The organism is Actinopolymorpha sp. NPDC004070 (assembly GCF_040610475.1).
Taxonomy (GTDB): domain Bacteria; phylum Actinomycetota; class Actinomycetes; order Propionibacteriales; family Actinopolymorphaceae; genus Actinopolymorpha.
Window position 1 is genome coordinate 430,371 of the sequence record NZ_JBEXMJ010000002.1, and the last position, 21,520, is coordinate 451,890.

The window sequence follows — 21,520 nt, forward strand, 5'->3', positions numbered from 1 at the left end:
CGTCAAGCCGTCCGGCGTCCGGCCGAGCGGAGAGCCGCCGGCTTGGGCAGGATGGGGGCGTGCCCACCGACCTGCCGCCTTCCCGCTGGGAGTTCCCCACCCCCGACCTCGCCGGGGACGAGGACCTCGTGGGCCAGGGCGCCGACCTGGACCCGGCGACGATTCTCGCGGCGTACCGCAAGGGGATCTTCCCGATGCCGGTCCGGCGGTCCGCGCCGACCGCGTGGTGGTCACCGGCCCAGCGCGGCATCCTCCCTGTGACCGGCCTGCGGGTGTCGCGGTCGCTGCGGCAGTCGTGCGCGCGGTTCACCGTACGGGTCGACACGGTGTTTCCCGACGTCATCGAGGCATGCGCCGACCCCGGCCGTCCGGGCGGCTGGATCACCCCGGAGGTGATCGCGGCGTACGTCCGGCTACACGAACTCGGCTGGGCGCACTCGGTCGAGGCGTGGACTCCCGAGGGGCAGCTCGCCGGCGGGTTGTACGGCATCGTCATCGGCGGGTTGTTCGCGGGCGAGTCGATGTTCCACCGGGTCCGGGACGCCTCGAAGGTCGCCCTCGTCGGCCTGGTCGACATCCTCGCCAAGGAGCCGGACGCCGAGCGGCGCCTGCTCGACCTGCAGTGGCGGACGCCGCACCTGGCGTCGCTGGGCGCGATCGAGATCCCTCGCGCGGAGTATCTCGCCCGGCTCGATCAGGCGCTGCGGCTGCCCAGCCCGCCGGCGTTCGGCGGCCGGACCGAGGAGCCTCGATGGGCGGGGAACGCCCGCGGCAGGTAGGACGGGTCCTGCTGGCGGTTGTCGGCGACCCGCACGATCGTCTGGGTGATGTCGTCGGCGGCGCCCGTGTCACCGTCGTAGCTTTCGGCGTCGGCGTAGCGGTGGCGGCCGCCGTAGGGATGGCCGTCGTGGGGCCCCTCGTAGGGATCGACGTAGCTGTCGGGTGAAGTGGACTGCGCACTGCCGGCGAGGAGGTCGGACAGCAGGTGCGCGTCGCGCGGCCGCAGCCGGAACGACCCGACGCAGGTGTCGCCCCGCCACAGCGACAGGACGACCAGCCCGTCGGCGCCCATCTGCGGGTGCCGGTTGACCCGCAGGGTGCGGTCGTCTCCGCGCACGTCGAGGAAGACCTCGCCGTGAACCGGCAGCGGCGTGACGTCGGACATGCGTCGATCATGCCGTGAATTTCCGCGTCGCCTACCCCGGGCCGAGGTCGCTGCCGGCCACGGTGCCCCGCCCCGGGCCTCGCCGCGGCACTGATCAACTGGTCGGGGACTTGCGCGCCGGGGCAGGATGTGAGCATGCCCGAGTTGCCCGAGGTGGAGGCGCTGGCCGAGTTCCTGCGCGAGGAGGCCGTCGGCCGGACGGTGACGCGCGTGGACGCGGTGGCGATCAGCGCGCTCAAGACGTTCCAGCCGCCTATCACCGACCTCGCCGGACGGACGATTGCGGCGGTCGGCAGGTACGGCAAGTTCCTCGACCTCACCATGCGCGCACAGGGGGCCACCGAGGGAAGCGGGGACACGGGGGCCGCCGAGGACCTGCACCTGATCGTCCACCTGGCTCGGGCCGGCTGGCTGCGCTGGAGCACCTCGCTGGCGGACAAGCCCCCGCGTCCGGGCAAGGGCCCGCTGGCGGTGCGCGTCCACCTCGGCGACGGCGTGGGCTTCGACCTCACCGAGGCCGGCACCCAGAAGCGGCTGGCGACCTACGTCGTCACCGACCCCGCGCTCGTACCCGGCGTCTTCCGGCTGGGCCCGGACCCACTGGCCGACGAGTTCACCGAGCAGGCGCTGGGCGACGTCCTCAAGGCGGCCGGCCGCGCCCAGTTGAAGGGCATCCTGACCGACCAGGCGCGCATCGCCGGCATCGGCAACGCCTACTCCGACGAGATCCTGCACGCCGCGCGGCTTTCGCCGTTCAAGCCGGCAAACGGGCTCTCCGCCGCCGAGACCACCGCGCTGTACGCCGCGATCCGTTCGGTGCTCGCCGACGCCGCGGTCCGCGCGCGGGGTCTGGCCGCCAAGGACCTCAAGGCGGAGAAGAAGACCAACCTCGCGGTGCACGGCCGCACCGGACAGCCGTGCCCGGTCTGCGGCGACACGGTGCGCGAGGTGTCGTTCGCCGACTCCAGCCTGCAGTACTGCCCCACCTGCCAGACCGGCGGCAAACCGCTCGCGGACCGCCGGCTCTCCCGACTGCTGAAGTAGGACGCCAGTCTCAACTCGTGTCCGAGCCGTCCGGGAAACCGTACGGACGTGGCCGGCGCGGGACCCGTGGGAAGCACCGCACACGCGGGCGGCCTAGGGTGACCCGCGGCAGACGAGGCCGCCAGGCAACTGGTCGACATAGCGATGCAGCGATGTCGTCGACGTGGGGGATGTACGCCGGCGGCCTCACTTCACCACACACTTCGGAGGACGAGTGGTGCGCCACGCCGCGCCCCAGCGGGGGAACCTGGGTTCGGCCATGGTCGCGCTGACCGCTGCCCGACTGGCGTCGGTGGTGGCGCAGTTCCTGGCCGGTGTGGTCGCGGCCAGACTGCTCGACCCGGCCGCGCTCGGCGTCTCCGGTGTCGGCCTCACTCTCGGCTGGGCGATCGCGATCGTCGCCAACGGCGGCCTGAACATCTCCGCCGTCTACTTCCTCGGCCGGCGCCCCGGTGAGGAGCGGGCCGTCGTCAGCGCGGTTCTCGGGCTGACCCTCGGGGCGCTCGCGGCCGGTGCGGTACTCACCGCCGCGGCCGGCGTCGTCGTCGGTCCGCTCGTGGTGGGCCGGCAGGTCCCGCTGCTGATCGGCGCCGCCGCGGTGATCGCGCTGGCGACGGTGGGGTACGAGGTGGTCGGTGCGCTGCTGCTCGGCCTGCACCGCCGGGGGGCGTACGTCCTCGCCGACGTGGCCCGCAGCGCCGCGACGTTCGGATGCACGGTGCTCATCCTCGCGGTGTTCAGCCGGACGGCGGAGGGCTACGTCCTCGCGACCGGGCTCGGCATCGCCGTACCCGCGTTCGCCGCCCTGGTCGGGTTGCGCCGCACGACGGGGACCATCCGGCCGAGGTTCGACCGGGAGTTCTCCCGGGACGCCATGCGGCTCGGCCTGGCCGGACAGCTCGGCAACGTACTGACGTTCCTCAACCTGCGGCTGGACCTGCTGTTGGTGCCGGCCCTGCTCCGGCTCGACCTCGCCGGCGTCTACTTCGTGGCCACCAGGGTCGCCGAGGTGGTCGGCCAGCCGTCGACGGCCGCGTCGTCGATGCTCTTCCCCCACGTCTCCGCCCAGACCGATCCGCACGACACGGCCACCACCGAACGCACCTCGCGGCTCACCCTGCTGACCACGCTGGCCGCTGCCGCCGTTCTGGCCGCGGTGTCGCCGCTGGTCCTCGGGCTGTTCTTCGGTCCGGTGTACCGCAGGGGCACCACGGCACTGCTCCTCCTGCTCGCTTCGATGCTGCCGCTCGCGCTGGCCCGGATCCTCGCCGCCGACCTGAAGGGCCGTGGCCGGCCAGGTCTGGTGTCGGTGGGCACGGGCGTGGGTGCGGTCCTCACGGTGGCGGCCGACCTTGTGCTGATCCCGCGGCTCGGGATCGAGGGCGCGGCGTTGGCCTCGGTGATCGCGTACGCCGGGACCGCCGCGGTCCTGCTCGGCTGCTACCGCCGGGTGACCGGCGCCCCGCTGCTCCCCCTGGTGCCCCGGCCCTCCGACGTGGTTGACGTGGTGCGACTGGTTCGCGGGCGGCTGCGCCGGTCCGGTGGCGCGTCCGACGCCGCTCCCTCGCCGGACTCCGCTGCCTCGCCGGGTGAGGCCGGCGCGGCGTGGGCCCGCGGGTCCGCGGCCGGGCCGACGCGCGAGGCCGCACCGGAGTACACGCCGAGGCACGCGGCCAGGCCCGCGCCGGGACCCACGCCGGACGCCGTACCGCACGAGATGCCCCCGGCGGACGTGTCCGAGGAGGCACGCCGGTCCGGCGCCAGCCGAGATCCGGTATGAGGTTCCCCGTGAAACCAGCCCGGGTCGCGCTCGGCTGCCTTCTCGCGGTCGCGCTCGTCCTTCCCGTACTGGGGACACGGATGCAGGCCGAGCGTCGTTCGAACGCGGTGAACATCGCCGTCGTCGACTCCTCCGTGGGTAACTGGACCGACGGCCGGAGCACCTCCGGGACGGCCGACGTGCTGAGGCGGGTACGCGCGAGCGGTGTCGGGTCGCTGGTGGTCGGCATGCGGTCGGTGCGCGACTACGTAGAGACCGGTGACCTCACGCCGGTCGACGTACGCAGGGCGGCCCGCGGCGAGGTGCCCGCCGCGCTGGACCGGCCCGGCCAGGCGGTCGTCATCCGGGGCCGGCCGTACGACCCGGACGGGACGTTCGCGCGCGCCGTCGACGCCCTCACCACCCGCTTCGGCGCCCGCCTGAGCACCGCGAGCACGCCGGGCATGGTGCCCTACCTCCGGGTCGCCGGGGCGCACAACCTGGACGACTTCCCGGTCGGCTACGACCAGGCCCGGCTGAGGATGCTGTGGGAGTCCGGCTTCCACGTGGTGCTCGCACTGCCTGCCCGGGTGACGTCCGGCCGGGCCTGGCTGGAGTCCGAGCTCGACCAGGCGGCGTCGATGGCGGGGGCCCGGTCGGTTCTCGCGGCCGGCCCGCTGCCCTTCGCCGGCGACGGCGCCTCCGGCACCGCCGACACCGCCGACCTGGACCGGTTCACCGAGTTCCTGCGCTCCCGGGACTTCGACCTGGCGCTCCCCGACATGTACTCACCGGCCGGCGACGTGGCGTACGCGACCCGGCTGCCGGGCCGGGTGATCCGCACCCACGTCATCCCCGTTCAGGGCAGCTACGACCGGCACGCCGTGGTGGTGCGCGCGCACCGGGCCGAGAAGGAACGCGGCGTGCGGTTCGTGGTCCTGAGCGCCTCGGGCACCGATCCGCGGTCGCGGCTGCCGCTGGGGACCGTCCTCGACCTCGCCCCGCCGCTCACCCGTGACCTGCCCGTCGGCCTGCGTCTCGGGACGCCCGAGGCGCTGCCCGCCGTGGAACCCCCGCTGTGGGCGCGGATGCTGGTCCTCGCCGGCGGGCTGGTGCTGCTCGCGATGGCCGGCTTCTGGTGGCTCGGCGCGATGGTGCGGCGGCGGGTGGCCGCCACGGTGACCGGCGCCGGGGTCGCGCTGACCGGTGCGGCCGGGCTCGCGGCGCTGGTCACCGACCGGCTGCTGCCCTGGCAACTGGTGACGTTCGTGGTCGGATCCGCCGGCGCGGTCCTGTCCGTCCTGGCTGCGATGAGGTCGGCCGATCCGCCGGGTGGGGCTCGGCGCGGGGGCTGGGGCCGGGCGTTCTCCGCGTACGTCCTCGGGGTGTGGGTCGCGGTGACCACCGGAGTCGTGGTCGCCGCCTTCGGTGCCCGGAGCCTCTCCATGGTCGGGCTGGCGCCGTTCGTCGGGGTGAAGGCGCTGCTGGTGGGCCCGCCGGTGCTGGTCGCGGTGTACGCGCTGCTGTCGGCCCGCCGGCGCCGGGCCCTCGCGCGCGACGCCGGTCCCACTGCCCCGGCACCGCGGCGAGGCGGGCGCCTGGTCCGGCTCGTCCGGGCGGTGCGGCCGCGGCACCTGCTCGCCACCGCGGTGGTGCTCGCCCTGGTCGGCTACCTGCTGGTCCGTTCGGGCAACTCCGGCGCCGCGCCCGGCTTCGAACTCTCGCTCCGCGACACCCTGGACGAGGCCCTGTACATCCGGCCGCGGTTCAAGGAGGCCTTCCTCGGACTGCCCGCGCTGATGGTGGCGCTGCTCCTGACGGCGCGCGGCGGCAGGTTCGGCCTCGGCTGGGCGGCGGCAGTGGTCGCCGCGGTCGGTACGGCCAGCACGGTGGACACGTTCGGGCACTTCCACACACCGATGGCGGCGGCCCTGCTGCGCACGGCGTACGCCGGTGTCTGCGGGCTCGTGCTCGGCGCCGTCGCGGCGGCGGTACTCGCCTGGCTGACCGCGCGGCCGACCAGGTCGGGGTCGGGTAGGCGGAGGGCAGCGTCACGGGCGCGGCGGGGAAGGCGGTCGGGGCCGGCGAACGCACCCGTCGGCCACACGAGGCAGGAGGACGGATGAGAGTCGCACTGCTCGGTTACTTCGGGTTCGGCAACGCGGGGGACGAGGCGATCCTCGCGGCCGAGATCGCGGCGCTGCGGGCCGCGTTCGCGGCGGAGGTCCCGGAAGGCGCCTCGGCGGACCAGGCGGAGCCTGCGTTCGTGGTGATCTCCGGCGACCCCGACCACACCCGGCGCACGCACGGGGTGGACGCCGTGTCGCGTACGGACGTCCGGGCGGTGCTGGCCGCCCTGCGTTCCAGCGCCGCGCTGGTCGCGGGTGGCGGCAGCCTGCTCCAGGACGTCACCAGCGCCCGGCCGGTCGCGTTCTACGCCGGCACCATGCTGGCCGCGCGGGCGGTCGGTACGCCGGTCTTCGTGTACGCCCAGGGGCTGGGCCCGGTGCGGCGCCCCGTCAACCGCGCCCTGACCGGTGCCGCGTTACGGGCGTCGCGGTACGTCGCGCTGCGGGACGCCGACTCGGTGGCGCTGGCCGAACGGCTCGGAGTCCGCGACGTCGACCTCGTACCCGATCCGGTTCTCGGTCTGGACCTGTCGGCGGAGCACCCGCCCTCTCTCGGCGGCGAGCGACCCCGGCTGGCGGTCGCGCTCCGGCCGTGGGCGGGCTCTGAGCACTGGCTGCCCGCGGTGCGTTCGGCGCTGGCCGAGCTCGCGGCCGAGACGGACGTCGTACTCGTGCCGTTCCACGCCGGCCAGGACGCCGACCTGGCCCGCGAACTGGCCGCCGACCTCGGTCCCGGCGCCTCGGTGGTCGACGTCGAACCTGCCGGTGGCGACGGACACCAGGCCGCGCTGGACGCGGTGGCCGGCGCCACCGCCGTCCTCGGTATGCGACTGCACGCGCTGATCGCCGCGGCCGGGGCGGGCCGGCCGTTCGTCGCGCTGTCGTACGACCCGAAGGTGGCGGCGTTCGCCGACCGGGTGGGCCGGCCCGTCGCCGCCACGCTGCCGATCCCCTCCGGGGGCGCCGCGGACCAGGCAGAGCTGCGCGAGAACGTGGTGGTGGCCGTCCGCAAGGCGCTCCAGGGGCCGGACCAGTCCTACCTCGACCGGCTCTCCGCTCTGCGCGTCGACGCCGCCCGTCCGGCGACCACGATCGCCCGCTCGCTCCTCGCCCGCTGACACCCACGAGGTTCCTGAGCATCACCGGTGTCCGGTTCGGACACATTTCGGGTATCCAATCCTGCACACAAGGTGCGCAGGTGTGCAGGATTCGGTACTGAGCCGTCGGCGCGCCTCCCGCATCGTGGAGAAACGCTCGAACGCCCGATAACGGATGACCCGCGTTCGGACATCGCAGTGCCCACCGGGACGCATTAGATGGGTACGGACGCCTATCGTGACTACTACGGGCAAGTAGCCGAGAACAGTAGGGTCATGACAGAACCGAACGAACCGACCACACCGCTGGCGCGGATGCGGTTCTCCTGGCAGCGGGGGACCGACGTCTCCGACGCGCCTGAGGTGGCCGACGACGAGGCGTCGGTCGACGACGAGTCCGTCCACGAGGACGCCGTCGAGCCGGATGTCGACGAGCGGGACGCCGACGAGCGGGACGCCGGCAGCCTTCGTGCCGGTGGTACGCCGGCGTCCCCGTCGCGACCCGAGCCCGGTCCGGCCGACCGGCCTGCTCAGGGGTTCCGGCCGGATCCGGAGTCCCGATCGGCCCGAGGAGCCCAGCCGGGGTCGGACCTGCCGACGACTCCCGCGCCTCCCCGGGCCGCGCCGTCCACGTCGTCCACGTCGACCAACGGCCACGCCGTCACCGACGACTCCCCCCCGACGGCCCCCAGCCGGCGGGTGAGCGAGGAGGCCCGCAACCGGCTGGACGAGTCACGGTCGGCTTCGCCGTCGGAGTCACGGTCGGCTTCGCGGTCGGAGTCACAGCCCGAGCCCGACGTCGACGACCCGGCCTGGGTCGCCACCGACCTCGGCGAACTCGACGACGACGCGGCTGCTGAGTCCGAGAGCAGACGCCGACGCAAGCGCCGCGAACGCCAGGAGCGAAAGAGCCGGGCCGCGCAGGCCAAGGCCGCCCAGAAGAATGCCCGCAGGACCACCGCCAGGAAGGCGGCCGCGAAGTCCGAAGTCGCCCCGGTCCAGGTGGGCGACGACCAGGCGGCGGCCGACCAGGCGGCCAAACCCACCTCCCGTACTCCCGTCGCACGAACGAACGTCGCGGCCACCTCCGGCCGTCTCGGCGGCACGACCACCGGAACGACCCGGGCCACCGACCGACCCCGCGCGCGGCCCGTCGCACCGGCACCCGCCGTGACAGCCACCAAGCGGAGCCGGCGAGACCGCGGCGACTTCGACGTGCCGGCGCCCGGTCGCCGCTTCTCCGGCGGCCGCGCCGCGCACACCGGGCTGCGGGTCGCGCTCGTCGTCACCGCCTGCCTGCTGGCCCTCGGCGTCGTCGGGTACGCCGCCTTCGCGCTCGGAATCTCCACCGGACGGGACAACTCCCCCCGGTTGAGCAGCGCCGACCTCGCTCGTTACCGCCTCACCGCGTTTCCCACCGCGGAGGCCGGCCAATTCGCCGCGGACTACGCGCGGCTCTGCTTCACCCACGACCCCACGCCGGGCGCCAACGACGCCCGGGAGCGACAGTTGGCGCGGTACGTCTCGGGCGGCACCGACCCCCGCTGCGGGTGGAACGGCGAGGGATCCCAGTCCGTCGCCGACGCGACCTGGACCGGTGACTCCGAGCCCATCGACGTACCCGGCCTGCAGGGCAACGCCAGGATGATGACCGTACGGGTGCTGACCGACTCCGGCAGCAGCCGCATCGTCACCGTCCCCGTCTACGTCGCCGACCTGGCCAACGCCAACGGCATGCGCATCGTCGGCGACATCGGCGAGATGCCCCAGCCCAACCTCGCGGCCGCGCCGGAGGTCAAGCCGCCGGCGGCGACGGACTCCCGGCTGAGCGAGGCGCTCACCCAGGGACAGTTCTTCGAGCAGTTCTTCACCGCGTGGGGTGCCTCCGACCGGCCGGCGCTGCAGCGGTTGGTGACGCCGGACGCCACCGCCCGCACGACCGCGGGCCTCAACCGCGTCCTGGCTTCTCCGACCATCCAGGAAGCCAGGGTGTTCCTGCCGAAGGGTGCCGACCCGTCGACGCCGTACGAATGGAAGACCCGGCAGACCACGCAGGCCTGGGTGTGGGTGGTCTGGCGTACACCGGGTGAAGGATCCAAGGCGACCGAGACCCGCGCCTACCGGCTCCAGTTGGTGAAGACCACCCAGGCGAGCAGCCCGACCCAGGAATGGGCGGTGCGCGACATCCAGGGAGGGATCCCCGACGTCAAGGGGGGATAGACGTGTTCGCTCAGCGATCGGGGGGCGAGTTCACTACAGTGCACGCGCCGCGTGCGGCCGCCCGGGCCGGCCAGGAAAGACCCACCACGCGTCAACAACGACGGACGTCGCAGACGTACGTCACCAAGGAACGAGGGAGGTGAGCCGAGGTGACCGGAATGTGGATTCTCGCGTCGGGGGGTTCCCAGCTCGACGCGCTCTTCGGCCGAATCGAACGGCTGCTGGCCGGGGTGGCGGTAGGTGCCCTGACCGTGGCCATCATCATCATCGGGTTCAAGATCATGTTCGCGATCCGGCGGGGTGACAACTTCCGCGAGGCGATCCAGAACATGGGCGTGGTGGCGTTCGCCGCGCTCCTGATCGGCGGTGCGTCCGGGATCGCCTCGCTGCTGAGCGCGATCGGCCGGCAGATCGGCGGCTAGTCGGCGTAGGAGTCCCAACGAGGTCCCGACGAGCGTCCCCGGAGGAGGTGAGCGATGGCGGACCCGCCCGGTCAGTACGTCGCGTACGACCACACCGACCTCGAACGCCGGCGCAAGAAGCTGTGGAACCTCGCCGAGGGTGTCCCGCTGACCATCCTCGGCGGCATCGACCTGCGTGCCCTGGTGACGGGCGGCATCGCGTTCCTCGGCCTGCTCGGCGGGGTGATGCTGGCCGCGCCGGTGGTGCCCGGGCTGGCGCTGAACGTCTGGACGATCCTCGGCTGCCTCGCCATCGCGGTGACTCTGTACGTACTCTGGCCGAGGCGGTGGCGCAACGGCCTGACCACCGAACAGAACATCCTGGTCGCGGTCGACTACCTCTTTCTGCAGCCGCGCCGCATCCACGGACTCGCCGAGGACGTCGAGCCGGAGATCGTGCACTGGCGGATGATCCTGTGGCGGCCTCTGCACCCGCGCTGGCACCAGGCGCTGGCCAGGGCCCGCGAGGAGCGGGCGGAGCGGTTGCTGCGGGCGTGCCCTGCCGATCCGTACGACCCGTACTACATCCACGACCCGGCAACCGGCTCGGTGACGGCAACCGCCCCGGCAACCGGGACGGCAGATCCAGCAGCAGACCCGGTCCGTGAGTAGGGGTCACGACGATGAATCCGCTCTACTACCTCCTTCCTCTCCTGGCGCTCGGCGTCGTCGCTCTCGGCGCGGTCGCGATCTTCGTGTTCAACGTCGGCGGCGGTGACGAGGACGCGGCCCGGAAGAAGCCGAAGGAGCCGCGCGCGGAGCGGGAACGCCTCCCTTACCGCTACGGCGACGACGTCATCTTCGTCTGGGGCCGCTCGGTGTGGACGGGTTTCTTCGTCGACACCACCACCGACGAGCACATCTCCAGCGACGAGCTCGTACCCGAGGCGCTGAAGCTGCCCAACCTGATGCACCAGCTCGGCCGTGAGTTCCACCGGCCGCAGTTCCAGGTGATGCTGGTCCCGCGCCGCCCCGACCTCACCGGCTGGGCCCTGGACCTCGTCGAACGCTCCTGGCGGCCCACCGACAACTACCGCAAGCTGATCCGCCGCGAGGCGGCCCGGGCGACCTCGAACGACCGGCTGGGTTCGCAGTACGACGTCGTCTTCTTGATGCGGATCGGCCAGCTCGGCGACGGCCGCGGCTCGGCCTCGGCGGCGGTGGCCGCGATCGCCGACCAGGCCACCGGCGTCCACGACGAGTACTTCGACCCGAACGTCGTCGCCGAGTGGCACGAACGCGCCGACGAGGTGTACGCCGTCGCGGTCGACGCCGGGGTGGCCACCCAGCCGCTGATGCGCCGCGACCTGGTACGCATCGTGCGCACCTGTCTCTTCGGGCACCTGCCGATCCCCGAGGACGGCGTGATCGACCGCCGCCCGTGGGGCGCGCACGAGTTCGAGCTGGCCGCGGACTTCCGGGCGCCCAACCACAAGAGCCGCCTCGAGGTGAGCGTCATCGACGACGACACCGGCGAGGACCGCAAGACCTACCTCACCACCCTGGTCGCGACCGGCTGGCCGGACGCCATCCGGTTCGCGAAGAACCGCGCGTGGGGCCGGACCCTCAAGCGGCTGGACTTCCCGGTCGTGGTGTCCTGGCGCGGCGTGCTGCTGCCGCCGGAGGAGTTCCGCGAACGCGGCAAGAAGATCCGCGACAACCTGGAGGACGAGGCGCGCGACATGGACCGCGCCAGCGCCCGGATCGACTCCCTGCTGGTGGAGCAGGTCGAACGCGCCAACCACCTTGTCGACGAGCAGGACAGCCGGCCGTTCCCCGGCATGGAGTCCCAGCTGCTGCTCACCATCGCCGCGGCCACCCCGGAGGAGCTGGAGAACCGCCGCAAGCGGATCGAGCGGCTGTTCGCCAAGACGCTGGACGCGACGGTGCTGCGGCCCAAGCGGCTGCAGTACCGCCTGCTCTACAACATGCTGCCCGGCGACGGCGACCGCTCGCCGGTGGGCCGGATCGCTCCGTTCCGGCGGCTGCAGGAGCTGGACCAGCTCGGTGTCGCCCTGCTCACCACCGCCACCCAGGTCGGCGACCGCGCGGTCGTCGGCCGGGACGGGATCGCCAAGGGCTGGGAGGGGATGCTGGTCGGGCGTACCCGCGACGGCCACAACCCCGTGCACTACTCCGCCCACTCCGCGATCGCCCGGGAGAACGGCGCCGGTGTCGTGCTCGTCGGTGCGTCCGGCGGCGGAAAGACCACGCTCGCGCTGAAGATCTTCCACTACGAGTCCGAGGCCGGCGTGCGGTGCGTGTTCATCGACCCGAAGATCGACGCGGCGCGGATGGCGTACTTCCTGGCGTTCGGGTCGCAGGTGCTCGACCCGGAGTTCATGCGGCACGCGGGCGAGGGCTGCCTCGGCCGGCCCGGGTGCCCGTTCCAGCCGATCAACGAGGAGTACTGGCGGGAGACCGAGATCATCGACCCGCTGCGCGGACGGGCCGGCAACCTCGACCCGCTGCTCACCGCGTCGACGGTCACCGAGGGCCGGATGCACGCCCAGGCGATGCTGGAGATCTTCCTCGGCGAGGTCGCGTGGAGCCGGATCAGCGGGTACGTCGTGGAGGCGTTCTCGCGGACGGTCAACGAGTACGACCGGGAGGTGGCCGCCTACCGCGCCGCGAACCCGGGCGTCGCCCGGTCCGAGGTCGAGCGCGCGGTGCCCCGGCCGACCACGTGGAACGTCCTCCAACTGGTCGTCGACGAGTTCGACCGGGTCAAGGACGCGGGCGTGGCCGACACGGAGGTACGCGACCTGCGGTTCGCGGCGGCCGTGCTGGAGGACCTGCGCAAGAACCCCTACGCCCGGGTCGCGTTCGCCCGCGAGGCCAGCGCAGTGGTCGACGACAGCGGCAAGCGGCGCACGATCATCACCCTGCGCGGACTGCCCCGCGCGCACGGCAACAGCTCCTCGGCCAACATCGCCCGCGGCATCATCTACCTCGTCACCCGGCTCGGTTTCCAGATGCTGGAGGAGACGACCGAACGCCACCCGGTCAAGGGCTGGCGGCCGCAGCTGCTGTTCGTGGACGAGGCGTACAGCGTGGCGAGCACCGGGGAGGGCCGCGACCTGATCAGCTTCGTGCTGAAGCAGGGTCGTGCGTTCAACATCGGGATCGTGCTCATCACCCAGCAGGCGGGCGACCTGGCCCGGATCGAGTCCGAGGACCTGGACGCCAAGGCGGCCGGGACGAACCAGATCCACACCGTGTTCGCGTTCCGGCACCACTCCGACGCCGACGCGGCGCAGACGCTTCCGCTGCTGAACCGAGCGCCGGCGGAGCGGTCGATGATCGAGACGCTGAAGTCGCTGCGGGACGGCGAGTGCGTGATGCGCGACGTGGACGCTGAGCTGGCGAGCGTCGAGGTGGACCGGGCGTTCTTCGAGTTCGCCGCGGCAATCCAGTCCAACCCGCACCTGGAGTCGCGGTTCAAGGCGATCGACCCCTCGCCCGACGTGGACGAGTGGCGCTGGGTGGACGAGGCGTCGGAGCTGGTGGACGAAGCCGCCGCGTCGACCCGGCTCGTGGTCGGCCCGCGTGACGACGACGTGGCCGAGGAGGAGGACTTCCTCACCGACCTCAGCCGGATCGACTCCTGAGGCTCGACTCCGGGCGCGTACGGATTCTTCCGCGGAAGAATCACCCGAGCGAGGTCACCCGGAGCTGTCAGGCTTCGGTCGGCTGGGGAGTCCCGGCGAGCTGGCGGCGTTCGGCGCGGCGGACCCGGGCGAGCTCGGGATCCAGGACCGGTACGGCGGCCAGCAGCGCGCGGGTGTACTCGTGCCGCGGGTCCTCGTACAACACCTCGGCGTCGGCGAGTTCGACCACCTCGCCCCGGCGCATCACCGCCACCCGGTCGCTGACCTGGCGGACGACGGCGAGGTCGTGGCTGACGAACACCACCGCGAAGCCGTACTCCGCCCGGAGCTCGTCGATCAGCTCCAGCACCTGCGCCTGGGTCGTGACGTCCAGCGCGGACACCGGCTCGTCGCAGACCAGCACCGACGGGCGGCCGGCGAGCGCTCGAGCGATCCCGATCCGCTGCCGCTGACCGCCGGAGAACTCGTGCGGGTAGTCGCCGGACCGGTTCGGGTCCAGGCCCACCTGGGTGAGCAGGTCCGCGACCGTCGCCGCCGCCTCGGACCGCCCTGCTCCCCGTACTCGCAGCGGCTCGGCGATGCTGTCCCCGACCGCGCGCCGGGGGTTGAGTGAGGACGCCGGGTCCTGGAACACCATCGCCACCTCGCGGCGCCGCTCGCGCAACCGGCGGCCGGACAGCTTCGAGAGGTCCGTCCCGCCGAGCAGCACCTCGCCGGCGGAGGGCCGCAGCAGGCCGACCATCATCCGGGCCAGCGTCGTCTTCCCGCTGCCGCTCTCTCCGACCACGCCCAGCACCTCGCCGCGGCGCAGGTCCAGGTCGACGCCGGCGACGGCGTGCACGACCTCCCGCCGCCGGGCCCCACCGCGTCTGCCGGGAAAGTCGCGGTGCACGCCGCGCATCGTCATCACCACGCCGTCGGCGGGGTCGCGTTCGTCCTCGCTCGCCGCGACCTCGGTACCTACGCGGCCAGGCCGGTCCGGCGCGACGTCCACCCGGGGCACCGCCGCCAGCAGTCGGCGCGTGTACGCCGCGGAGGGCGCGCCCAGGACCCGTGCGGTCGGCCCGCGCTCGACCTCCCGCCCGGCACTCATCACCAGCACGTTGTCGACGCTGCCCGCCACCACGCCGAGATCGTGCGTCACCAGGATCAGTGCCATCCCGGTGTCGGCCCGCAGCTCGGCCAGCAGGTCGAGGATCTGCGCCTGCACGGTGACGTCGAGGGCGGTGGTGGGTTCGTCGGCGACGAGCACCCGCGGCTCGCAGGCCAGCGCCATCGCGATCAGGGCCCGCTGCCGCATGCCGCCGGACAGTTCGTGCGGGTACGCGTCCACCCGGCGGTGCGGGTCGGGGATGTGCACCCGGTCGAGCACCTCGATCGCGCGTTCGCGAGCGGCCCGCCGGCCGGCGCCGGTGTGCAGCCGGTAGACCTCGCCGATCTGGTCGCCGACGCGGTAGTACGGGTCGAACGCCGACAGCGGGTCCTGGAAGATCATCGCGACCTCCGCTCCCCGCATCCGGCGTACCTGCTCGTCGGGCGCGGTGAGGACCGGTACTCCCGCGACCTCCACCTCGCCGGACACCCGCGCGTCGGTGCCCCGGTGCAGCCCGAGCAGCGTCAGCGCGGTGACCGTCTTGCCCGAGCCGGACTCACCGACCAGGCCGAGCCCGCCGCCGGGGGGCAGGTCGAACGACAGCCCGTCGACGGCGGGAGGCGCCCCGGAGGCCGCGGCACCCGGAAAGGCGATCCGCAGGTCGCGGACGGACACCGCCGGCTGAACGATGTTGTCAACGACGTTGCCGGTCATGCGCCCCTCCGCCCCAGCCGGTCCTCGCCCAGGCTGACCCGCGGGTCGGCCACCGCGTACAACAGGTCCGCGACAGCGTTGGCGAGCACGATGAAGAAGCCGGACAGCAGGGTGAGGCCCACCACCACCGGCAGGTCGACCACGCGGACCGAGTCGACCAGCAGCTGGCCCAGGCCGGGCAGCCCGAACACGCTCTCGGTGATCGCCGCGCCGCCGAGCAGGGCACCGAGGTCGAGCGCCACCAGCGTCACCAGCGGGGTGAGCGCGCTGCGCAGGGCGTGCCGGCCGACGATGGAGCGTTCGGTCAGGCCGTACGCCCGGCCGGTGCGGATGTGGTCCTCGGCCAGCGTCTCCAGGATCGAGGTGCGGGTGATCCGGGTGTAGACCGCGGCCTGCACGATCGCCAGTGTCACCCACGGCAGCACCAGGTTGGTGGCCCAGGCGGCGGGGTCCTCGTGCAGCGGGACGTACGACGGGAACGGCAGCCAGCGAAGGTACGCGCACACCAGCATCAGCAACAGGATGCCCACCAGGAACGTCGGCGCGGACATCCCAGCGAGCGTGGTCACCGTCACCAGCCGGTCGGCGGTGCGGCCCCGGCGCAGCGCGGACACCACACCCGCGGCGACGCCGACGACCAGCCAGATCACCAGCGAGCCGAGGGTGAGCGACAGCGTCACCGGCAGCCGGTCGAACAGCAGCGCCAGTACCGGCTCGTCGGTCTGGAACGAGTAGCCCAGGCAGGGCGCCGGGCAGTGGTCGACGGTGGGGCCGGCGCTGAAGTCGCGGCCGGCCAGCAGGCCCTGCAGGAAGTGCCAGTACTGCACCCAGATCGGCTGGTCGACGCCCATCTGGGCCTCGACGACCTTCAGGTGGTCCGGCGTACAGCCCTTGCCGCAGGCCAGCAGCGCCGGGTTGCCCGGCGTGAGGTAGAAGATCGTGTAGACCACGGCGGACAGGACGAGCAGCACCACCAGGGCGCCCGCCAGCCGGCGCAGCAGGTAGCCGGTCACGAGGCCCGCCCCCGCACGCGTGCTCGGGCCCGCGGGTCGAGTGCGGTCCGCAGGCCGTCGCCGGCCAGGGTGAACGCCAGCACGGTGACGAACAGCAGCACGGCCGGGATCAGCACGTACGTGGGGTCGCCGCGAAACCATGTCGTCGCCGTGGACAGCATCTGCCCCCACGACGACGTCGGTGGGCGGACGCCGATGCCGAGGAACGACAGTGCCGCCTCGGCCACGACGTTGCCGGGCAGCAGCAGCGCGGCGTACGTCAGCACCGGCGCGGCCAGGCCGGGCAGGATCTCCCGGCGCGCCACCCGCACCGGGTGCACGCCGGCCAGCCGGGCGGCCGCGACATAGTCGGCCTCCCGCAGAGTCAGCGTCTGGCCGCGCACGATCCGGGCAACCCCGGCCCAGCCGAGGACCCCGAGGACGACCACCAGCAGCACCGGACGCGGGAACGACGACGGCACGATCGCCAGCAGCGCGATTGAGAACACCAGCCCGGGGAACGCCAGGATCAGGTCGATGAACCGGCCGAGAACGCTGTCCAGCAGTCGCCCGCCCACACCCGCGGCCAGCCCGACCGTGACACCGATCAGCACCTGCAGCACGGTCGCGCCGATCGCCACGCCGAGGGAGACCCGGGCGCCGTAGACGACCCGGGCGAACAGGTCCCGCCCGGTGGTGGGCTCCACGCCGAGCCAGTGGTCGGCGCTGATCCCGCCGAACGAACCGAGCGGTACGCCGCCGCGGCCGGAGTCGATCAGCCCGTCGTGGAAGGTCGTCGGGTCCTGCCCCTCCAACGCGGCCAGCAGCGGTGCCAGCAGCGCGACCAGGACGAGCAGGCCGACGACGACCGCGGCGACGACGGCGGCCCGGCTCGAGGTGAACCGGAGCCAGACCACCCGGCCGCCGCCGACCGCGCCGCGGCCCGCGGGCACCGCCCCCGCGTCCGGCTCGGGGCCGGACGCGGGCGGCGGCGTGGAGACGGTGGCGCTCACCTGCTGCTCACCGAGCTGATCACCGTGGTGCTCACTTCACCGACAGCATCGTGACGTCGTACCTGCCGGTCCAGTCGCTGACGAAGGCGTTCTTGACGTTCTTGCCGTACATCACCAGGTCCTTGGTGGTGTAGAGCGGGACTGTCAACGCCTGCTTGCCCAGCTGGGCGTCGAGCTGGCCGTAGCGCTTCGCCGCCTGCGCCGGGTCGGTGATCTTCGCGATCTCGTCGAACTCCGCGTTCACCTTCGGGTCGTCGTACTGCGCGAGGTTGTAGTTGCCCTGCGGCGGGATCTGCCGGCCGTCGAAGATCGGCTGCAGGAACGGGAAGCCGGACGGCCAGTCCGCGCCCCAGCCGAACAGCATCATCCCGGGCTCCTTCTTCGGGTCCCCGGTCTGCTCGTAGAACGCGTCGGTCTCCAGGCCCTGCGGCTTGACGGTGATGCCGGCCTTCTTCAGTGCGTCCTGGATCGCGGTGGCCGCGCCCGGTCCGGTCCCGTCCTTGGAGTCGGAGACGTAGGTGAGCGGCACGGTGAGGCCGTTCGGGTGACCCGCCTGCGCGAGCAGTTGCTTCGCCTTGGCCGGGTCGCCGGCCTTGCCCGCCGGGAAGTAGTCGTACTTCTGGTAGCCCATCGACTTCTGCGCCGGCAGGAACGTCGTCGCCGGGTCGGCCAGCGCGGTGCCGCCGACCGCGTTGATCACCGACGTACGGCTCACCGCGTAGGAGATCGCCTGCCGCACCTTGGGGTCGTCGAACGGCTTCTGCTTGGGGTTGAACGCGATGTAGTACAGGAACGGGAAGTGGCCCTTGGCCACCCGCTTGTCCAGCTCGGGGTCGTTACCCAGGCGGGCGAGCTCGGACGGGCCGAGGTCGGTGTCGGTGGTGACGGCGTTCGCGTCCTTGCCGGCGCCGGTGAAGATCCGCTGGTTGATCACCGCGGCGTCCAGGCCGGAGGTGACCTCGACCCGCTCCGGGCAGGCGAGGCGGTTCTTGTCGACCGACCGCGACCAGTGCGGGTTGCGGGTGAGCACCAGCTTCTTGTTCTTCTGGTACGACTCCACCTGGTAGGGCCCGCTGGAGACCGGCTTGTTCTCGTACTTCACGCCGGTGTCCTTGGCCTTCGGCACCGGGGCGAACTGCGTGGCCGTGGCGAGGAACGGGAAGTCGCCCTCCGGCTTGCGCAGGTGGAACACGATCGTCTTGTCGTCCGGGGTCTCGATCGCCTTGATGCCGGCCGGGTCCTTGTAGACGCCCTGGTAGTTGGCGGCGCCGGCCAGCCAGTCGCGGAGGTACGGCGCACCGCCGGGAAGCTCCGGCGCGAACGACCGCTCGATGCCGTACTTGACGTCCTTGGAGGTGATCTTCGACCCGTCGCTGAACTTCAGGTTGTCCCGCAGCGTGTAGGTCCAGGTCTTCGCGTCGTCGCTGGCGACACCGGTGTTGGTGGCCAGGTCGGGAACGACCTTCGCGCCCGCGGCGCCGCCCGCGCGGTTGCGGGTGGTGAGCGTACGGAACAGCAGCGAGGGGATGTTGCCGCCGCCGGAGGTGTAGAGGCGGGCCGGGTCGAGGTGGGTGATGTCCTTCTGGTTCAGAACCGACAGCGTGCCGCCCTGGCACTTGGCGGGATCGAACCCACCGCCGCCCGCGCTGCCGCCGCGGGCGTTGTCGTCACCGCCGCCCGAACCGCACGCGGTCGCGACGGAGAGGGTGGCCACAGCGACGCCGATGGCCGCGGCCCGGATGAGAAGAGGTGGAACGTGACGCATGGAGAGCCCTTCGGGAGGCACCGGAGGCCGGTCGGCTCAGCAGTCGGAGCGGACGGCCTGGTGGGGACACGAGCACCCGGGACGGCGTACGGCGGTGTACGGCGAGTGGTGTGACGTCTGCGCCCGACGCCGGTCCCTGGGTGCTCCGGAAGTCGGAGGCAGGAGTCAGCGACACAGCACGTCGGCGACGTCGTGTGCGTGGACGGCCAGCAACGCGAGCACGTACCCCTGCGCCGGGGACTGGTCCCGGCGGGTAGCGCTCGCGGATCTCGACACACTGCACGACACGAACGCAGATCGTACGTCCGCTTCCGGAGCCTCGCCATCCGGGTGCCGGATGCGCGAAGGTCGGCGTCAGGGCGTGATGAACCGGTCGCGGTAGGCCCGCACCACGGCCTGGGTGCGGTCGCGTACCTCCAGCTTGGTGAGCACCGAGGCGACGTGCGTCTTCACCGTCTCCACGCTGACGTAGAGCCGGCGGGCGATCTCGGCGTTGGACAGCCCTTCAGCGACGAGGGTGAGGATCTCCGCCTCCCGCGCGGTGAGCCGGCCGAACCCGGGGTGCGCCTCGTGGGCCGCACCGGCCGACCCGAACATCGCCCGGACCTTCGCCGGGAACAGCAGCGACTCACCGCCGTGCACCGTGCGGATGGCCTGGGTGATCTCCTCTCCGGACGCCCGCTTGAGCAGGAAGCCGGAGGCGCCGGCCAGCATCGCCCGGGTCACGTAGTCGTCGTCGGCGAACGTCGTGAGCACGAGCACCTTCACCCGGTCGGGCCACCGGGCGGTGATCGTCCGGGTCGCCTCGATGCCGTCCACCCGGGGCATCCGGACGTCCATCAGGACGACGTCCGGCAGGTGCCGCCCGGTCGCCGAGACGGCCTCTGCCCCGTCGCCGGCCTCGCCGACGACGGCGATGTCGGGTTCGGGGGCGAGGATCGCCGCGAGACCGTGCCGGATCATCGGCTCGTCGTCGGCCACGAGAACGCTGATGTTCGGGTTCATCTGGTCTGCTCCGGTGCCGGTGGGGTGGGTGAGGCCGGTGAGTTCGGTGACACGGGACGGGAACGGGAGTCGGGACGGGGGCGTGCCGCCGCTCCGGGGAGTTCGGCGCGCAGCCGCCACCATCCCGCGGCGCCTTCCTCGGGTCCGACGGCGAGGGTGCCGCCGAGCAGGTTCACACGTTCCCGGATGCCGACCAGGCCGCGCCCGCCGTCGCGCCGGCCGCGGCCGGTGGAGCCGACCCGGTTGGCCACCTCGATCCTCAACCGGTCCTCGGCGAGGGTGAGCGTGAGCTCGGTGGGGTCGTCGGTGCCGTAGCGGGCGGCGTTCGTCAGCGCCTCGGCGACGATCCGGTATCCCTCGCGGCTCACCGGCTCCGGCACCGCGCCCGCCTCCGCGGGCACGCTCCCGTCGATCCGCCGCCCGGCCGAACGCAGCCGCTCCAGCAGGGTGTCCAGGTCGGCGAGGGTGCGGGCGTCCGTGTCCCCTCCACCGGAGCCTTGGTCGGCTCCGCCGCCCGGGCCGGGCCCGGTGTCCGCGCCGCTGCCGGACCTGCTGCCGGAGCCGGTCCCGGAGCCGGTCCCAGAGCCGGTCCCGGAGCCGGGACCCGCGTCGGCGCGCAGGACCCGCAACGCCTCGTCGAGGTCGGTCAGTGCGGACCGCGCGACCCCGGCGATGTCCTCGCAGTACGCGCGTACCGCGCTCTCCTCCGGCGTACGGACCGCGGCCGTGGCCAGCACCGAGATGATGCTCAGGTTGTGCCCCACGGAGTCGTGCAGGTCGCGGGCGACCCGGTTGCGCTCGGCGGCCCGGGCGGCCTGGGTCGCGGTGATCGCCATCAGTTCCCGCGGCGACGGGCCGAGCATCACCTCCGCCGGCCAGGTGGCCAGCAGGGGCAGGCCGACCACGACCGCAGCACCAACCACGGCGGCGACCGCGCCGGCGGCGACCACCAGCCAGTCCGCACCCGTGCCGAGCAGGGGAAGCGCCGGTATGCCGAGCGGGCGGGTGCCCGCGGCGCCGGTCCACGGCGCGCCGACCAGGCCGACCCCGACCGGAATCGCCACCAGGCCGGCGAGCAGCACGGCCGCGCCGGCCACCAGGTGCGCGGTGAACCACAGCGACGTTCGTACGCGTTCGACCCGCCCCGCCTGCTGTTGCCGGTGCCATCCGTCGGGGAACCGCGCGCCGAGCAGCGTCTCGGCCAGGACGACCTCGGTACGCCGGGCCGGGATGAGCAGGCCCATCGCCAGCGCGAGGACCAGCGCCGTCGCGACGACCAGGGCGGCGCGGACCCAGCCGGAATCCAGGTTCAGCGTGACCGGGAGGGTGAGGAACCACGCGCACAACCCGACCGAGCTGGCGCCGCCGGTGCCGACGAGCAGGAACAGCAGCGCGCGGCTCCACGCCCGCAGCCGGGCCGTCGTACCGGCCGGGACCGTCGTCCTCACCACT

16 protein-coding genes are annotated in these 21,520 nt (G+C 72.9%); 9 read left to right on the top strand and 7 right to left on the bottom strand.

All coding sequences use genetic code 11. The features are described from left to right. Positions 1 to 59: 59 nt before the first annotated feature. Positions 60 to 779: a leucyl/phenylalanyl-tRNA--protein transferase gene (aat, locus tag ABZV93_RS05545; RefSeq protein WP_354930822.1), complete on the top strand. Its 720-nt coding sequence runs from the start codon at positions 60 to 62 to the stop codon at positions 777 to 779. Here aat and ABZV93_RS05550 read toward each other — a convergent pair. Then, a complete protein-coding gene (locus ABZV93_RS05550; protein WP_354930825.1) occupies positions 695 to 1,165 on the bottom strand; it encodes a hypothetical protein in 471 nt (156 codons plus the stop codon). The genes aat and ABZV93_RS05550 overlap by 85 nt on opposite strands. Before the next feature lie 135 nt (positions 1,166 to 1,300). Between ABZV93_RS05550 and ABZV93_RS05555 the strand changes: the two genes are divergently transcribed. The 8 genes from ABZV93_RS05555 to ABZV93_RS05590 all read left to right on the top strand — a co-directional run bounded on the left by ABZV93_RS05555 (position 1,301) and on the right by ABZV93_RS05590 (position 13,486). After that, positions 1,301 to 2,209 carry a DNA-formamidopyrimidine glycosylase family protein gene (locus tag ABZV93_RS05555; RefSeq protein ID WP_354930828.1) on the top strand — a complete coding sequence of 303 codons (909 nt, stop codon included), beginning with the start codon at positions 1,301 to 1,303 and terminating at the stop codon, positions 2,207 to 2,209. A gap of 217 nt (positions 2,210 to 2,426) precedes the next feature. After that, entirely contained in the window at positions 2,427 to 3,989 is a 1,563-nt protein-coding gene (locus tag ABZV93_RS05560; protein ID WP_354930831.1) for a polysaccharide biosynthesis C-terminal domain-containing protein, read from the top strand. Between the two features lie 8 nt (positions 3,990 to 3,997). Continuing rightward, positions 3,998 to 6,094: a DUF5693 family protein gene (locus tag ABZV93_RS05565; protein ID WP_354930834.1), complete on the top strand. Its 2,097-nt coding sequence runs from the start codon at positions 3,998 to 4,000 to the stop codon at positions 6,092 to 6,094. Then, positions 6,091 to 7,215, top strand: a complete 1,125-nt coding sequence (gene csaB / locus ABZV93_RS05570; protein WP_354930837.1) for a polysaccharide pyruvyl transferase CsaB — start codon at positions 6,091 to 6,093, stop codon at positions 7,213 to 7,215. Before ABZV93_RS05565 ends, csaB begins: the two co-directional genes overlap by 4 nt. A gap of 255 nt (positions 7,216 to 7,470) precedes the next feature. Continuing rightward, entirely contained in the window at positions 7,471 to 9,414 is a 1,944-nt protein-coding gene (locus tag ABZV93_RS05575) for a conjugal transfer protein (protein ID WP_354930840.1), read from the top strand. 158 nt (positions 9,415 to 9,572) lie between these two features. Next, positions 9,573 to 9,836: a hypothetical protein gene (locus ABZV93_RS05580; protein ID WP_241827808.1), complete on the top strand. Its 264-nt coding sequence runs from the start codon at positions 9,573 to 9,575 to the stop codon at positions 9,834 to 9,836. 54 nt (positions 9,837 to 9,890) lie between these two features. After that, a complete protein-coding gene (locus tag ABZV93_RS05585) occupies positions 9,891 to 10,487 on the top strand; it encodes a hypothetical protein (RefSeq protein ID WP_354930843.1) in 597 nt (198 codons plus the stop codon). 11 nt (positions 10,488 to 10,498) lie between these two features. Further along, positions 10,499 to 13,486 (top strand): ATP-binding protein, encoded by a 2,988-nt coding sequence (locus ABZV93_RS05590; RefSeq protein ID WP_354930846.1) that lies wholly within the window; start codon positions 10,499 to 10,501, stop codon positions 13,484 to 13,486. A 67-nt stretch (positions 13,487 to 13,553) separates the two neighbouring features. Here the strand turns inward: ABZV93_RS05590 and ABZV93_RS05595 are convergent, their stop codons facing one another. The 6 genes from ABZV93_RS05595 to ABZV93_RS05620 all read right to left on the bottom strand — a co-directional run bounded on the left by ABZV93_RS05595 (position 13,554) and on the right by ABZV93_RS05620 (position 21,516). Next, complete coding sequence (locus ABZV93_RS05595) at positions 13,554 to 15,293, bottom strand: ABC transporter ATP-binding protein (protein ID WP_354930849.1); 1,740 nt, start codon at positions 15,291 to 15,293, stop codon at positions 13,554 to 13,556. Continuing rightward, positions 15,290 to 16,306, bottom strand: coding sequence for an ABC transporter permease (locus ABZV93_RS05600; protein ID WP_354930852.1), 1,017 nt, complete (start codon positions 16,304 to 16,306; stop codon positions 15,290 to 15,292). The genes ABZV93_RS05595 and ABZV93_RS05600 overlap by 4 nt, the downstream gene beginning before the upstream one ends. After that, positions 16,303 to 17,298, bottom strand: coding sequence for an ABC transporter permease (locus tag ABZV93_RS05605; RefSeq protein WP_354930855.1), 996 nt, complete (start codon positions 17,296 to 17,298; stop codon positions 16,303 to 16,305). Before ABZV93_RS05605 ends, ABZV93_RS05600 begins: the two co-directional genes overlap by 4 nt. Positions 17,299 to 17,329: 31 nt before the next feature. After that, positions 17,330 to 19,063 carry an ABC transporter substrate-binding protein gene (locus tag ABZV93_RS05610; RefSeq protein WP_354930858.1) on the bottom strand — a complete coding sequence of 578 codons (1,734 nt, stop codon included), beginning with the start codon at positions 19,061 to 19,063 and terminating at the stop codon, positions 17,330 to 17,332. 354 nt (positions 19,064 to 19,417) lie between these two features. Further along, the gene (locus tag ABZV93_RS05615; RefSeq protein ID WP_354930861.1) at positions 19,418 to 20,068 is read right to left on the bottom strand and encodes a response regulator transcription factor; all 651 of its coding nucleotides are present in this window, start codon (positions 20,066 to 20,068) and stop codon (positions 19,418 to 19,420) included. Continuing rightward, positions 20,065 to 21,516: a histidine kinase gene (locus tag ABZV93_RS05620; protein ID WP_354930864.1), complete on the bottom strand. Its 1,452-nt coding sequence runs from the start codon at positions 21,514 to 21,516 to the stop codon at positions 20,065 to 20,067. The genes ABZV93_RS05615 and ABZV93_RS05620 overlap by 4 nt, the downstream gene beginning before the upstream one ends. Between the last annotated feature and the right edge of the window lie 4 nt (positions 21,517 to 21,520).

Coding starts and splice junctions, on each gene's coding strand:
- ABZV93_RS05550 (WP_354930825.1), bottom strand. CDS start 1,165: ATGTCCGACGTCACGCCGCTGCCGGTTCACGGCGAGGTCTTCCTCGAC.
- ABZV93_RS05555 (WP_354930828.1), top strand. CDS start 1,301: ATGCCCGAGTTGCCCGAGGTGGAGGCGCTGGCCGAGTTCCTGCGCGAG.
- csaB (WP_354930837.1), top strand. CDS start 6,091: ATGAGAGTCGCACTGCTCGGTTACTTCGGGTTCGGCAACGCGGGGGAC.
- ABZV93_RS05575 (WP_354930840.1), top strand. CDS start 7,471: ATGACAGAACCGAACGAACCGACCACACCGCTGGCGCGGATGCGGTTC.
- ABZV93_RS05580 (WP_241827808.1), top strand. CDS start 9,573: ATGTGGATTCTCGCGTCGGGGGGTTCCCAGCTCGACGCGCTCTTCGGC.
- ABZV93_RS05585 (WP_354930843.1), top strand. CDS start 9,891: ATGGCGGACCCGCCCGGTCAGTACGTCGCGTACGACCACACCGACCTC.
- ABZV93_RS05590 (WP_354930846.1), top strand. CDS start 10,499: ATGAATCCGCTCTACTACCTCCTTCCTCTCCTGGCGCTCGGCGTCGTC.
- ABZV93_RS05595 (WP_354930849.1), bottom strand. CDS start 15,293: ATGACCGGCAACGTCGTTGACAACATCGTTCAGCCGGCGGTGTCCGTC.
- ABZV93_RS05610 (WP_354930858.1), bottom strand. CDS start 19,063: ATGCGTCACGTTCCACCTCTTCTCATCCGGGCCGCGGCCATCGGCGTC.
- ABZV93_RS05615 (WP_354930861.1), bottom strand. CDS start 20,068: ATGAACCCGAACATCAGCGTTCTCGTGGCCGACGACGAGCCGATGATC.